At 63.2% G+C, this 12,928-nt stretch carries 13 protein-coding genes; 2 read left to right on the forward strand and 11 right to left on the reverse strand.

The genetic code is table 11. The features are described 5' to 3' along the window. Positions 1-11: 11 nt before the first annotated feature. Positions 12-371: a PilZ domain-containing protein gene (locus tag LOY54_RS22115; protein WP_045197442.1), complete on the reverse strand. Its 360-nt coding sequence runs from the start codon at positions 369-371 to the stop codon at positions 12-14. Between the two features lie 126 nt (positions 372-497). Then, positions 498-884, reverse strand: a complete 387-nt coding sequence (locus tag LOY54_RS22120) for a tol-pal system YbgF family protein (protein ID WP_045197440.1) — start codon at positions 882-884, stop codon at positions 498-500. Positions 885-1,128: 244 nt separating this feature from the next. Between LOY54_RS22120 and pyk the strand changes: the two genes are divergently transcribed. After that, positions 1,129-2,580 carry a pyruvate kinase gene (gene pyk / locus LOY54_RS22125; protein WP_045197438.1) on the forward strand — a complete coding sequence of 484 codons (1,452 nt, stop codon included), beginning with the start codon at positions 1,129-1,131 and terminating at the stop codon, positions 2,578-2,580. Between the two features lie 143 nt (positions 2,581-2,723). Here pyk and LOY54_RS22130 read toward each other — a convergent pair whose 3' ends face one another. The 3 genes from LOY54_RS22130 to LOY54_RS22140 all read right to left on the reverse strand — a co-directional run bounded on the left by LOY54_RS22130 (position 2,724) and on the right by LOY54_RS22140 (position 5,313). After that, positions 2,724-2,924: a hypothetical protein gene (locus LOY54_RS22130; protein ID WP_258607931.1), complete on the reverse strand. Its 201-nt coding sequence runs from the start codon at positions 2,922-2,924 to the stop codon at positions 2,724-2,726. Between the two features lie 345 nt (positions 2,925-3,269). Further along, positions 3,270-4,208 carry an iron-sulfur-binding ferredoxin reductase gene (locus LOY54_RS22135; RefSeq protein WP_258607932.1) on the reverse strand — a complete coding sequence of 313 codons (939 nt, stop codon included), beginning with the start codon at positions 4,206-4,208 and terminating at the stop codon, positions 3,270-3,272. Then, the gene (locus LOY54_RS22140; RefSeq protein ID WP_258607934.1) at positions 4,201-5,313 is read right to left on the reverse strand and encodes a diguanylate cyclase; all 1,113 of its coding nucleotides are present in this window, start codon (positions 5,311-5,313) and stop codon (positions 4,201-4,203) included. The genes LOY54_RS22135 and LOY54_RS22140 overlap by 8 nt, the downstream gene beginning before the upstream one ends. Before the next feature lie 316 nt (positions 5,314-5,629). Here LOY54_RS22140 and LOY54_RS22145 point away from each other — a divergent pair, with 316 nt between their 5' ends. Next, entirely contained in the window at positions 5,630-7,153 is a 1,524-nt protein-coding gene (locus tag LOY54_RS22145; RefSeq protein ID WP_045197431.1) for a fumarate hydratase, read from the forward strand. 69 nt (positions 7,154-7,222) lie between these two features. On the opposite strand, the gene LOY54_RS22150 is transcribed toward LOY54_RS22145, so the two are convergent. The 6 genes from LOY54_RS22150 to LOY54_RS22175 all read right to left on the reverse strand — a co-directional run bounded on the left by LOY54_RS22150 (position 7,223) and on the right by LOY54_RS22175 (position 12,915). Further along, the gene (locus tag LOY54_RS22150) at positions 7,223-8,518 is read right to left on the reverse strand and encodes a hypothetical protein (RefSeq protein ID WP_258607936.1); all 1,296 of its coding nucleotides are present in this window, start codon (positions 8,516-8,518) and stop codon (positions 7,223-7,225) included. A gap of 290 nt (positions 8,519-8,808) precedes the next feature. Continuing rightward, positions 8,809-9,966 (reverse strand): phosphatidylserine/phosphatidylglycerophosphate/cardiolipin synthase family protein, encoded by a 1,158-nt coding sequence (locus LOY54_RS22155; RefSeq protein ID WP_258607938.1) that lies wholly within the window; start codon positions 9,964-9,966, stop codon positions 8,809-8,811. Position 9,967: 1 nt separating this feature from the next. Then, positions 9,968-10,549, reverse strand: a complete 582-nt coding sequence (locus LOY54_RS22160; RefSeq protein WP_045197427.1) for a YceI family protein — start codon at positions 10,547-10,549, stop codon at positions 9,968-9,970. Between the two features lie 45 nt (positions 10,550-10,594). Beyond that, positions 10,595-10,891, reverse strand: coding sequence for an amidase (locus tag LOY54_RS22165; RefSeq protein WP_258607940.1), 297 nt, complete (start codon positions 10,889-10,891; stop codon positions 10,595-10,597). After that, positions 10,888-11,964 (reverse strand): serine hydrolase domain-containing protein, encoded by a 1,077-nt coding sequence (locus LOY54_RS22170; protein WP_408980604.1) that lies wholly within the window; start codon positions 11,962-11,964, stop codon positions 10,888-10,890. The genes LOY54_RS22165 and LOY54_RS22170 overlap by 4 nt, the downstream gene beginning before the upstream one ends. A 63-nt stretch (positions 11,965-12,027) precedes the next feature. Continuing rightward, the gene (locus LOY54_RS22175; RefSeq protein ID WP_258607942.1) at positions 12,028-12,915 is read right to left on the reverse strand and encodes an acyl-CoA dehydrogenase family protein; all 888 of its coding nucleotides are present in this window, start codon (positions 12,913-12,915) and stop codon (positions 12,028-12,030) included. Positions 12,916-12,928: the final 13 nt, after the last annotated feature.

Genomic DNA, 12,928 nt, shown 5'->3' on the forward strand with positions numbered 1-12,928 from the left:
CACGGCCAGCGTCAGGCCGAAGCGTTCAACGGATGGAAGCTGAAATAGTTGCGCAGGGCACGCACCAGTTGCTCGTAGTCACGTGGCGCCTGCAGCAGCATGAAACCCGAGTCGTAATGCCCGGGCGTCTGGTCTTCATGGCTCCACAGGCAACTGGCGGTGAGGTTGATCAGGTGCACTGCGCCATCGCGGCCCGGGACTTTGAGCTGCAACTCGAAATCCGGGCCGACCAGCATCGGCAGCTGGCTGATCAGCATCAGGCCGTCTTCGGACACATTTCCCAGGTAGCCGATGGGCTGGTCGGTGAAGCGGTTGAAGACTTTGAGAAAATAAGGGAGCTGGTGACGCTCGATGCGGCGCTCGTCAAACATGGTCGGGATCGCTGTCGAAGACCCTTTTAGCAGGGCCGCGCTAGGGCTGCTGTTTTTCATTCATTTCAGCAACAAGATTAGCGCACCCTGACCCGCGCGTCACAATCAGACCTGCTGACTTTAGTATTAACGCCAAGGCGTGGTGGTTGCCGGGCGGGCAATCGCCGCTTCGCCGCTGCGGTAGTGGCCCAGTTGTTCGAGGGTCTGCAGCCGGGCACGGGCACGGAACGCGTACTCGCTCTGCGGGTAGCGCTGAAGAATGAACTGGTAGGTCTGCGCCGCATCGACGAACAATTTCTGCCGTTCCAGGCACTGGCCACGCAGCAGCGACACTTCCGGCTGGATGAACGGTCGGGCGCGGCTGGTGCGCTCGACCTGGGACAGCTCGAGCATGACCTTCTCGCAGTTGCCCCGGTCATAGGCGCGGTAGGCGTTGTTCAAATGATGGTCCATCGACCAGCGGGTGCAACCGACGACGCTGGTGGCCAGGGCTAAAACGATCAAGGCTCGCATGGGGGATCTCCTGTATTGAGCAGTGTATCGGCTTTGTGCGGAAAATCTGTAGACATGGCTGGCTGCACTGGCCTCATCGCGGGTCAAGTCGAGTCGTCGCACCGCCGCTCCCACACCAGCGGCGCTCGGGCCCTATAGCCGTTCAAACGCCACCCGCGCTAACCGCCAGGTAGTGCAAAGGAACAATGACTACAGCGATTTTCCGGAGTAGCCTTTCGCTGCGCTTCACTATAGGAGTCTGTGCATGACCATCCGCCGTACCAAAATCGTCGCCACCCTTGGCCCCGCCAGCAACTCGCCGGAAGTGATCGAGCAACTGATCCTCGCCGGCCTGGATGTCGCTCGCCTGAACTTCTCCCACGGCACGCCTGACGAGCACAAGGCTCGCGCGCGCCTGATCCGCGATATCGCTGCCCGCCTGGGCCGCCACGTGGCGCTGCTCGGTGACCTGCAAGGGCCGAAGATCCGTATCGCCAAGTTCAGCAACAAGCGTATCGAACTCAAGGTCGGTGACCGCTTCACCTTCTCCACCGCCCATCCGCTGACCGAAGGCACCCAGGATATCGTCGGCATCGACTATCCGGACCTGGTCAAGGACTGCGGCGTCGGCGACGAACTGCTGCTCGACGACGGCCGCGTGGTCATGCGCGTAACCAGCGCCACCGCCGACGCCCTGCACTGCGAAGTGCTGATCGGCGGCCCGCTGTCCGACCATAAAGGCATCAACCGTCGCGGCGGCGGCCTGACAGCTCCGGCGCTGACCGAAAAAGACAAGGCCGACATCAAGCTGGCAGCCGAAATGGACCTGGACTACCTGGCCGTTTCCTTCCCGCGCGACGCCTGCGACATGGAATACGCCCGTCGCCTGCGTGACGAAGCCGGCGGTAGCGCCTGGCTGGTGGCCAAGATCGAGCGCGCCGAAGCGGTCGCCGATGACGAGACCCTCGACGGCCTGATCGCCGCCAGTGACGCGGTCATGGTGGCCCGTGGCGACCTGGGCGTGGAAATCGGCGATGCCGAGCTGATCGCGATCCAGAAGAAGATCATCCAGCACGCCCGCCGCAACAACAAGGCGGTGATCGTGGCGACCCAGATGATGGAGTCGATGATCCAGAACCCGATGCCGACCCGCGCCGAAGTGTCCGACGTGGCCAACGCCGTGCTGGACAACACCGATGCGGTGATGCTCTCGGCCGAAAGCGCCGCCGGCGCCTACCCGATCGAAGCAGTACAGGCCATGGCACGCATCTGCCTGGGCGCGGAAAAGCACCCGACCAGCCAGAAGTCCAGCCACCGTCTGCACACCCGCTTCGAGCGCTGCGACGAAAGCATCGCCCTGGCGGCCATGTACACCGCCAACCACTTCCCCGGCGTCAAGGCGATCATCGCCCTCACCGAAAGTGGCTACACCCCGCTGATCATGTCGCGCCTGCGTTCCTCGGTGCCGATCTACGCGTTCTCGCCGCACCGCGCCACCCTGGCTCGCGCTGCGATGTTCCGTGGCGTGTACCCGGTGGCTTTCGATCCGGCAGCCCTGCCGGCGGAGAAAGTCAGCCAGGCGGCAGTCGACGAGTTGCTGCAGCGCGGCGCGGTCGAGCCAGGTGACTGGGCGATCCTGACCAAAGGCGACAGCTACCACACCATCGGTGGTACCAACGGCATGAAGATCCTGCACGTCGGTGATTCGCTGGTCTGATGCTCAGCCCCTGCTGAACAAAGCCCCGTAGCCTGTGCTGCGGGGCTTTTTTTTGATTCTTCACGGAATCCCTGGGGCTATGATTCTTGGGTTGTTGCGGGCTTATCCATTCGGTGTGGCGCCGCTGCTGGCCCCTTCCGCCCTTACGGCGGGTCCCTTTTGTTCTTGGTGTACGGACCGGACACGTGGTGGACACATGTACGGGCGGCGCCTGCACTGATGTATCTGCGAAAGCTGATGTTGGCGAAGCCATGCTGACGCAGGAGCGGGACAAGCCCGCTGATAAAACGAGCACCAACTTGTTTGGTCTTGATCTTGATCTTGATCTTGATCTTGATGTTCATGCACGTACTTCCAGGCGCCGCGAAAAGCGACTTCAGGAGGCCGAGCGGAGGTGCCTGTAGGGGCGGTGCGCAGCACCTTCGGCGGCAGCCGAAGACGCGAGATGTAGACTTGCGAAGCAAGTCGTAGGCCGCGATGCCCCGGAAGGTGCCGTAGCGAGGGGACCCGAAGCGCAGCGTAGGGCCGTATGCAGGAGCAAGCGGTTTTGCCTACTTCTTCCCAAGAGAAAAGTAGGCCGCCGTAAAGGCGGAAGGGGCCAGCAGCAGCCCCACACTGAATGGATAAACTCGCAGCCTCAACATCCCAACCCGGGATTTTGTGAAGAACCTTTTTTTACCTGCTCGGAATCAGGCGTGGCCAATAAAAACATCGGCAAGCAACTGATTGCGCGGCAGGCCGGCGAGAAACATGCGCCGGGCAAACTGCTCGACACTGGCCGCCGAGCCACAGGCCAGGGTCACGGTCTGGCGTGACGGCAGGCGTAACGCCGCCAGGGCCTGGGGCAACTGCTGCGGGGTCAGCAGCTCGACCTGCAATTGCGGATGCTGGCTGGCAAGTGCCGTCAGTGCGGGCGCCAGGTAATGTTCCTGCGGGTCATGGGCCAGGTGCAGCAGGCGAATCAGGCCGTGGTGTTCCTGGCGCAAGGCTTCGCGCACAATCCCCCATAACGGCGCCAGGCCAGTGCCGGCGGCCAGCAGCCACAACGGGCGCTCCTGCCAGTCCGGATCGTAATGCAAGGCGCCGCCGCGCAACTCGCCCAAGCGCAACGTCGCACCGATAGCCAGTTGCCGGGCGGCATCGCAGAAGGCACCGGGTTGCCGGCAATCGAGGTGAAACTCGAGAAAGCCCTCCTCCCCCGGCAGGCTCGCCAGCGAATAAGGCCGGGCGACCCCGTTCGGGCTCCACAACACCAGGTGCTGGCCGGCCTGGTAGCGTAGTGCCCTTTGCGGCTCAAGCCGCAGGCGCAGCACCGTCGGGCTCAGCCAGTCGAGGCCGCTGACCTCGGCCGGCAGGCCATCTGCGAGCGGGTCGAACAAGGCCACCTGCAAATCTTCTTCGACACTGCATTGGCACGCCAGGCGCCAACCTTGCTGGCGTTTGTCCGCCGCCAGGGCATCGGGCCGGGCATCTGCGGGCTGGCCTTGCAGGCAGCGCACCAGACAGGCGTGGCAACTGCCGGCACGGCAACTGTAGGGCACCGCCAGCCCGGCATCATTAAGGGCATCGAGCAGGTTGCTGCCCGCGGCCACCTGCCATTGTCGCTCAGCGACCCGCAACTCAGGCATCGACGGCCTCCCAGGCGGCCAGGCAGCGGTTGCGCCCACAGTGTTTGGCCCGGTACAAGGCCTGATCGGCACGTTGCAAGGCGTCATCGAGATCATCGCCAGGCGCCAACAGGGTCAGCCCGGCCGACAGGCTTAACGGTTCGACGCGCAAGCCGACCGCTGGCGGCTGGGCCAGGGCAAAGGCCTTGCGCAAGCGTTCACAACAGCTGAACAGCTGCGCTTGGCTGCAATCGGGCAGCAACAGCACGAACTCTTCGCCACCGTAACGGGCCAGCACCGCAGTGTCGCCCAGGCAATCGCTGGCGATCGAGGCGAAGGCTTGCAGCACCTGGTCGCCGGCGGCATGCCCATAGACATCGTTGATGCGCTTGAAATGATCGAGGTCGATCAACGCCAGGCCGTGGCTGCTGTCTGCGCGCATGTGCGCAAGCTCGCGGCTGGCCAGACTGAGAAAATGCCGACGGTTGAACAGCCCGGTCAGTTCGTCGGTGGCCACCAGATCTTCAAGCTGGCGCATCATGCCGCGCAAGGTGTCCTGATGGGCTTGCAAGGCATAGCGGCGTTGGCGCATGCGCTGGCGAGCGGCCTGCACATAGCGGGCATACAGGCACAACCAGCACAGCACCACCAGCAAGGCACTGGCCTGCAACGCCAGCAGCGAACCGGCGAAATGCGGCACCTGCCAGGCCTCCCAGGCAATCAGGCCGAAGAAGCTGCACAGCACCAGCAGCGCGCAGCGCACGAACACCCGCCCCCTCAGGTGAAACAGGCCGAACATCAGAATCAACGGATAAAACATCAGAAAAGTACCGCGGCCCTGGTCAAGCTGGGCCAGCAGCCAGGTCTGCCAGGCGATCGCCAGCAATACCTGGAATTCGGTCAGGCTCGGGTCGCCAAAGCGCAGGTTGCGGCCACTGGCAAACACCCAGCCGAGCAGCAACTGGCTCACCAGCAACAGGCCGCTGCCCAGCAACAAGACATCCAGGGAGGCTTGCAGATGGCCATTCAACAGCGCAACCCAGACCAGCGCCAACACCAACAGATAGGTGCCGGCCGCCATGAGAAAACGTTTGAGGAGAAGCTTCTGCAGCGCTGTTTCGGTCACAGGTGGCTCACCGTGCTCTGGCCAGGGCAGAGGAATAAGGCATGGCCAACCGCCACTTTAGGGTGTGTGAAGAATAATTGCCATGTTTGCACATATCGGCCCTGGCAGGCATTCAGGCAAGAACAGTGCCCGGCCACTGCCGACCTTGGTGGGGACCTTTGGTACGTGTGCCAACCGCGGATGCGCGCTATACTGCCGCGCCTTTTTTGCGCCGACAGCCTTGCGTTGGCGCCTGTTGAAGGTCGTTTCGACACCTCGGCCAGTCCGCGTCGGAATACCTTAATGAATGTTCCCGTCTTTAAGAGGAGCGCGCTGCATGACCGTGATCAAGCAAGACGACCTGATTCAGAGCGTTGCCGACGCCCTGCAGTTCATTTCGTACTACCACCCCGTTGATTTCATCCAGGCCATGCATGAGGCCTATCTGCGTGAAGAGTCGCCGGCTGCGCGCGATTCCATCGCCCAGATCCTGATCAACTCGCGCATGTGCGCCACCGGCCACCGGCCGATCTGCCAGGACACCGGTATCGTTACCGTGTTCGTGCGCGTCGGTATGGATGTGCGCTGGGACGGCGCGACCATGAGCCTGGACGACATGATCAACGAAGGCGTGCGCCGCGCCTATAACCTGCCGGAAAACGTCCTGCGTGCATCCATCCTGGCCGACCCGGCCGGCGCGCGTAAGAACACCAAGGACAACACCCCGGCGGTCATCCACTACTCCATCGTCCCGGGCAACACCGTGGAAGTGGACGTAGCGGCCAAGGGCGGCGGCTCCGAGAACAAGTCGAAGATGGCCATGCTCAACCCGTCCGACTCGATTGTCGACTGGGTACTCAAGACCGTTCCGACCATGGGTGCCGGCTGGTGCCCACCGGGCATGCTCGGTATCGGCATCGGCGGTACCGCCGAGAAAGCCGCGGTGATGGCCAAGGAAGTGTTGATGGAATCCATCGACATCCACGAGCTCAAGGCCCGTGGCCCGCAGAACCGCATCGAAGAGATCCGCCTGGAGCTGTTCGACAAGGTCAACCAGCTGGGTATCGGCGCCCAGGGCCTGGGCGGCCTGACCACCGTGCTCGACGTCAAGATCATGGATTACCCGACCCACGCCGCCTCGTTGCCGGTGTGCATGATCCCCAACTGCGCCGCCACCCGTCACGCCCATTTCGTGCTCGACGGTTCCGGCCCGGCCGACCTGGAAGCGCCATCGCTGGACGCCTACCCGGAGATCGTCTGGGAAGCCGGCCCATCGGCCCGCCGCGTCAACCTCGACACCCTGACCCCGGAAGACGTGCAGAGCTGGAAGCCGGGCGAGACCATCCTGCTCAACGGCAAAATGCTCACCGGTCGCGACGCTGCGCACAAGCGCATGGTCGAGATGCTCAACAAGGGCGAAGAACTGCCGGTCGACCTCAAGGGTCGCTTCATCTACTACGTCGGCCCGGTTGATCCGGTCGGTGACGAAGTGGTTGGCCCGGCTGGCCCGACCACCGCAACGCGGATGGACAAGTTCACCCGGCAGATCCTCGAGCAGACCGGCCTGTTGGGCATGATCGGCAAATCCGAGCGCGGCCCGACCGCCATCGAAGCGATCAAGGACAACAAGGCCGTGTACCTGATGGCCGTCGGCGGCGCTGCCTACCTGGTGGCCCAGGCGATCAAGAAGTCCAAGGTCCTGGCCTTTGCCGAACTGGGCATGGAAGCGATCTACGAGTTCGAGGTCAAGGACATGCCGGTCACCGTCGCGGTCGACAGCAACGGCGAGTCGGTACACATCACCGGCCCTGCGATCTGGCAGCACAAGATCGCTGAAAGCCTGGCGGTGGAAGTGAAGTAAGCCTTGAATAAGCGGCAGGGGGAGTTACACCTGCCGCTTCATCTTTCTGATAAACATCGCTGTAACCGCTCAAACACTTGGAAACAACACCCGGCAGAGCACCCCGAAATTAAAGTCATGGGAGACACCGCCCACAAGAACATGGGTATCTTGAGGGGCAGCGTTGTGGTACCAGTACATTTTCTCCATGAGCTGCCATCCCTCCTCGCCAAAGTTCGGGTCGATGACTCCATCGGGTCGTATGGCTACCGCAAAGCCAGCCCATCTAATATCACCGTGCACGAAGATATGAGAGTTGCCAACGGCAATCAGTGAGCCATCACTCAGCAGCGTCACTTCGTGAGGGCGTGCCGCAAAGCCCGTGCGGCGTATCAGCAGTACCTGCCCATTATTAAAATGGCTATCAAGCCGGCCATCGCTGTTGAACAGTGCAACGGCTCCCCAGTCGGGAGAGTTGCGGGGCTCAAACCGTCCGACCACTGCCAGTTTTTCGTTGCGCGCCGCGACATGGGCAAAGTGCAATGTGGCCCCCGGCGGCCCCTCGAATATGGCATAGCCGTTTTCGCCGAACGCTGGGTCGAGTAACCCTCGCTCGCTCAGACCAACGACAAATGCATATTGCCCTTCACCACCACAGGCGACGATTCTCTTGTGCGTAGGGGAGTACACCAGGCTGCCGATACTCGCCGGCCTGCCATACAGGCTGAAGGGTAAAATACCGCTCTGGTTGAAACTCGGGTCCAGCGTGCCATCCCCGTTTACCTTAAAGATCCAAGACCCGTATTCCTGTGATCTAAACCCAACATACAGGCTGCCCGCGCCATCGATAACATGCCCACTGGAAGCCCCAGTTTGATAAGGCACGGTTCGCAACCGCGAACCAGCGTCGTCATCAACGCTTACCCGTTGAGCGGAAAAATTGCTGGCATAGGGGACCGAAACGGGATAATTCAGTAGGACCGTCCCTTGCTTACCAAAGGAGGTATCAAGGGAACCATCGACGTGCAAACGAGAAATGAAAGCCCGAAACATATCGCCGTGGACAACTTCCCCCAGGACATAACATACTTCAACCCCGCCAACGACAGCTGTCAGCATCGATGTAGGTACAGCATAGTGCCCACCAGGAATGGAGATGGCCACTTCGCCGTTTTCACCGAATGCCTGATCCGCCAAGCCCTCGGGCGTAATGCCTAGCACATGATACATAGACGAACTAAGCTGAACTGCCATTGCACAAGCGCGGATTGCTTTCCCTCCATTGAGCGTGCATACACCCTGTAGATCGATATACTTCCTGTTAACGAAATAACCATCCTCGCCGAAAGACCTGTCGAGATTTTTGCCTGCCTGAACACTGTCCATTGCCGTTACCCCTGTTGTGATTGTTCACGCAGGGAGCGTTTCACCCACAACGAAACACCACAACTGGCAAAAATACCAGGTCAAGGGGAACTGCAAGTACCGTCACGGCATTACATGGAGCAGGCTGCACTGGCCCAATCGCGGGTCAAGCCCGCGATGACAGGGTAATACACGTCCCCTGCAAATGCAGGAAAGCAACCAGCCATGCCGGGGGAGACGTTGCACTCGCACCCGTCGTGTACCGCAGCAGGTGCAGTGGAAAGGCCTGAGACCGCCAACCGGCCTCAGGCTCAATCGCGCCGATCGAGCATGTTGACCACCAGCCGGTCGAGCCAGCCCCACAAGCGTTGCTGCACCCGCTTCCACAACGGTCGCGCATGCCAGTGGGCAAGGTCCACGGCCAGGCTCTGGGCAAAGTCGCGCTCAAAGCTCGCCGTCACGTCGGCGGTCAGGGGTGGGTCGATGGCTTCGACGTTGGCTTCGAGGTTGAAGCGCAGGTTCCAGTGGTCGAAGTTGCACGAGCCGATGCTCACCCAGTCATCCACCAGCACCATCTTCAGGTGCAGGAAGCACGGCTGGTACTCGAAGATCTTCACCCCGGCGCGCAGCAGCCGCGGGTAATAGCGATGGCCGGCATAGCGCACCGACGGGTGATCGGTACGCGGCCCGGTCAGCAGCAAACGCACATCGACGCCGCGGGAAGCAGCCCGGCGCAGGGAACGGCGCACTTTCCAGGTCGGCAAGAAGTACGGCGTGGCCAGCCAGATGCGCCGCTGGCCGCTGTTCAGCGCGCGCACCAGCGACTGCAGAATGTCCCGGTGCTGGCGGGCGTCGGCATAGGCCACGCGGCCCAGGCCGGCGCCACTGAGCGGGATCGGCGGCAAACGCGGCAGGCCGAAGTGGGTTGGCGGCCGCCAGGCGGTGCGGCGCAGGTTGGCCCGCCACTGGCGGTCGAAGAGCATCTGCCAGTCGGCCACCAACGGGCCTTGCATCTGCACCATCACTTCGTGCCATTCGCTGACGTCTTCGTTGGGGGTCCAGAACTGGTCGGTAACCCCGGTACCGCCGACCACCGCCCAGCGCTGGTCGACCAGCAGCAGCTTGCGGTGGTCGCGATACAGGTTGCGCAAGCCCCGGCGCCAGCGCAAGCGGTTGTACCAGCGCAGCTCGACGCCAGCGGCCAGCAAGCGCTGGCGCAGGCTCAGGGTAAAAGCCAGCGAGCCGTAGTCATCGAACAGGCAACGCACTTGCACACCGCGCTCGGCGGCCTGCACCAGGGCCTGGACCATGGTTTCGGCGCAGGCGCCCGCCTCCACCAGGTACAGCTCTAGGTCCACCTGGTGCTCGGCGCGCACGATCGCGGTGAGCATGCGAGGGAAAAATTGCGGACCGTCGATCAATAGCTCGAACTGATTGCCATCGCGCCAGGGAAAGACCGGTCCGGCCATATCAGCGCGCCGTAAAGATCAGCACCGCAGCCACCGGCACCGACGGGCTGATGGACTTGAGCCCGGCCAGCTTGCGCAGGGTGGCAAGGCCTGGGAGCAGATCGAAATCATCGGCGCGCAGCATCAACGGCTCCAGGGTGACCACCTGAAAGCGCCGCTCATCCAGGCGGGTCGCCAGCAACAGGGCGCTGTAGCTGTGCTGCTTGCCATGCAGGCTGACCGTGACCGGCAGGCGCAGTTCGACCTGGGCGCCATTGGCCAGGTCGTTGATCGGACGCAGGTCAATCTGTGCGTTGACCTTGGCCTCGGGAAATTTGCTGAACTCGAACAGCTCCTTGCGCATGCGCTCGTCACGCAGCGGCACGCTGCTGCTGTTGGAGTCCATCTCGATCAGCAGCTCGGCGGCGCCCTTGCGATCGACCTTGCCATGCAGGACGAGGAAGCGATGCACCTCGGCGGTGTCGCCATTTTTGCTGGAGACGAACGACAGGCGCGACGATTCGCCGTCCAGGTGCCAGTTGGCCTGGGCAGGGAGACTCAAGACGACCAGCAGGGCAAGCAGAAGACGCGGCAGACTGAACATGTGAAATCCTGTAACACAATGGTCGTCAACCTTACCCGGCTGCCTTCACGGCAGCAAGCGACAGCCCTCGCGCAGCCCCAGCCACTGCGCATGATTCTTCACCCCCAGGCCGGCAGCACTGATCAGCCGCTGCTGCGCGTCTTCGTCCAGGCGGCTGAGCGGCAGGTACTGCTGCACGTAGCTGCGACAGTACTGCGGATCGAAACCCATGACATAACGGCACGAGCAGTACTCCTTGGCCGAGTAGGCACTGAGAATGCCAGGGAAATCCATCAGTGCCTGGCGCTCATACCAGGCCCAGGCGCCAGCCAGCAGCACCAGCACCAGCAACACGCGCTTCATGGCCGCACCTCATCGACCGCAGCCAGTACCCGCTTGAGCAGTTCGTTGTGGGCGTAACTGGCATCGCGATCATCGGCGTAGCGCACGATCACCAGCTTCTGCGCCGGCAGCACATACAGCGCCTGCCCCCAGTGCCCGAGGGCTGCGTAGGTATCGGCCGGCGCATCCGGCCAGGGTCGCGGGCTGCCGGGCAGCGGCTGGTTGAGCCACCAGTGCCCACCCGGGTTGGCTTCACCCGGCTGGGCGGTGGCCGGCAGGAACGGCTGGCGATTGAACGCCACCCAGTCGCTGGACAGTAGCTGGCGCGACTGCCAGCGGCCTTCGCGCAGCATCAACAGGCCAATACGGGCCAGGTCGCGGGCGCTCATGTACAGGTAGGAGGAACCCACCAGGGTGTTTTTAGCGTCACGCTCCCAGACCGCACTGCTGATGCCCAGGGGCTCGAACAATGCGTGCCAGGGATAATTCGCATAGTCAGCTTCGCCGAGCATGCCGCGCAAGGCCGCCGCCAGCACATTGCTGTCGCCACTGGAATAAAGAAAACGCTGCCCGGCGCTGGCCGCTTCGGGTCTGGCTGCGGTGTAGCCGGCCATGTCGCCGCGCCCGCGGGTGTAGAGCATTGCCACCACCGAGGACTTGAGCGGCGCGTACTCGTAAACTTCCTGCCAGTCCAGGCCGCTGGCCCAGTGCAGCAGGTCTTCGATGCGCACCTGGGGATGGGCGCGCATCGGCGGGTAGAAACGCGCCAGCGGATCGTGCAGGTCAAAGCGGCCTTCGCCGTGGGCGACGCCGAGCAGAGTCGCCAGCACGCTCTTGCTGATCGACCAGGTCAGGTGCGCGGTTGCAGCGCTGCTGGGCGCGGCATAGCGTTCATAGACAATGCGCCCGTCGGCGATCACCAGCAGCGCGTCGGTGCGTACGCCCTGGCGCTGCTGATCATCGCGAGGGGCGAAGGCATAACGCTCCACCGCCTGCCAGGCGCTACGGTTGGCCACGGGCGCAACGGTCCAGTCAGGTACAGGCCACAACTCCTGCGCTGGCACGGCCTTGCTCAAGGCCAACAGCGCCAGCATCCACCACGCCACGTTGCTCATGCCGCTTACTCAAGGCCAGGGTTTGCCCAGCCTGCCAGCGTTTCATGACAGTCCGGCGGCAGCCCAGGCCTTGGCCAGACGCTTGGCCCGGGCGGCGCTGGCGATTTCCAGCAGGCCCTGGTCGCGCTGCCACAGGCTTGCCCATTCACCAGGGCTGGCCAGCAGCGCCTGGTTGATCTCCTCCTTCATGGCGTTGAACTGCGCAAACAGGCCGCCCAGCAATAAATGGCTGGCTGAAGCCTCCGCGCATTGGCGGGTGCTTTCGGCACAGGCGCCGAGCAAGCCGATCAGGCGCAGTTGCAGGTTTTGCGCCCAGCCTGTTTCCTGGCCGACGCCATACAGCCAGGCGCACAGGGCACTGAGCACGTAGAGGTCTTCCAAGGAGCGGAAGGGTTTGACGTAGGCATCCCAACCATCGCCCGCCAGCCGTTCGCACAACGCCCCTTGCAGGTGCAGGCGGGCATGGCCGACCTCCGGCATCAATGGCAAGGCCGGCAGCGGTTCGAGGCGCACCCCGGGCTCGCCGGCATAAACCACCGCCAGGCTCAGCTCAGGCGCCTGCCCTTGTGGCTCGCAGCGCGCCGCCACCAGCAGCCATTCGGCATCCAGCCCGGCGGTGACGAAGTCCTTGCTGCCGCTCAGGCGCAGGTCATCCAGGCGCACCTGCATGTCGGCCGGACGCACGCTGCGCCGCTCGCTGGCGCACAGGGCGCCGAGGCTCGGCGGCGCGCTCGGCCACAGTACCCGCAGGGCCGCCTGGTAGCCGAGCAGAAACGCCAGGCCCGGGGTGGCCATGGCGCGTGCGCCGAGCACCGCCAGCTCGAACGGGCTAACCGTGCCCAGGCGTGCCAGCAAGGTGGAATAGGTATCGGCCAGCGTGGCCGCCTGGGGGTGTCGCTGTCGGTCGTTGAGTCGTTGCAGCCAGGCCATCGAAGCGCTCCTT

Origin of the sequence: Pseudomonas sp. B21-032, assembly GCF_024748965.1 — a bacterium.
Lineage (GTDB): Bacteria > Pseudomonadota > Gammaproteobacteria > Pseudomonadales > Pseudomonadaceae > Aquipseudomonas.

Coding starts and splice junctions, on each gene's coding strand:
- LOY54_RS22135 (WP_258607932.1), bottom strand. CDS start 4,208: ATGCCTGAGTTGCGGGTCGCTGAGCGACAATGGCAGGTGGCCGCGGGC.
- LOY54_RS22130 (WP_258607931.1), bottom strand. CDS start 2,924: ATGAACATCAAGATCAAGATCAAGATCAAGATCAAGACCAAACAAGTT.
- LOY54_RS22165 (WP_258607940.1), bottom strand. CDS start 10,891: ATGAAGCGCGTGTTGCTGGTGCTGGTGCTGCTGGCTGGCGCCTGGGCC.
- LOY54_RS22120 (WP_045197440.1), bottom strand. CDS start 884: ATGCGAGCCTTGATCGTTTTAGCCCTGGCCACCAGCGTCGTCGGTTGC.
- LOY54_RS22160 (WP_045197427.1), bottom strand. CDS start 10,549: ATGTTCAGTCTGCCGCGTCTTCTGCTTGCCCTGCTGGTCGTCTTGAGT.
- LOY54_RS22145 (WP_045197431.1), top strand. CDS start 5,630: ATGACCGTGATCAAGCAAGACGACCTGATTCAGAGCGTTGCCGACGCC.
- LOY54_RS22155 (WP_258607938.1), bottom strand. CDS start 9,966: ATGGCCGGACCGGTCTTTCCCTGGCGCGATGGCAATCAGTTCGAGCTA.
- LOY54_RS22150 (WP_258607936.1), bottom strand. CDS start 8,518: ATGGACAGTGTTCAGGCAGGCAAAAATCTCGACAGGTCTTTCGGCGAG.
- LOY54_RS22175 (WP_258607942.1), bottom strand. CDS start 12,915: ATGGCCTGGCTGCAACGACTCAACGACCGACAGCGACACCCCCAGGCG.
- LOY54_RS22115 (WP_045197442.1), bottom strand. CDS start 371: ATGTTTGACGAGCGCCGCATCGAGCGTCACCAGCTCCCTTATTTTCTC.
- LOY54_RS22170 (WP_408980604.1), bottom strand. CDS start 11,964: ATGCTGGCGCTGTTGGCCTTGAGCAAGGCCGTGCCAGCGCAGGAGTTG.
- pyk (WP_045197438.1), top strand. CDS start 1,129: ATGACCATCCGCCGTACCAAAATCGTCGCCACCCTTGGCCCCGCCAGC.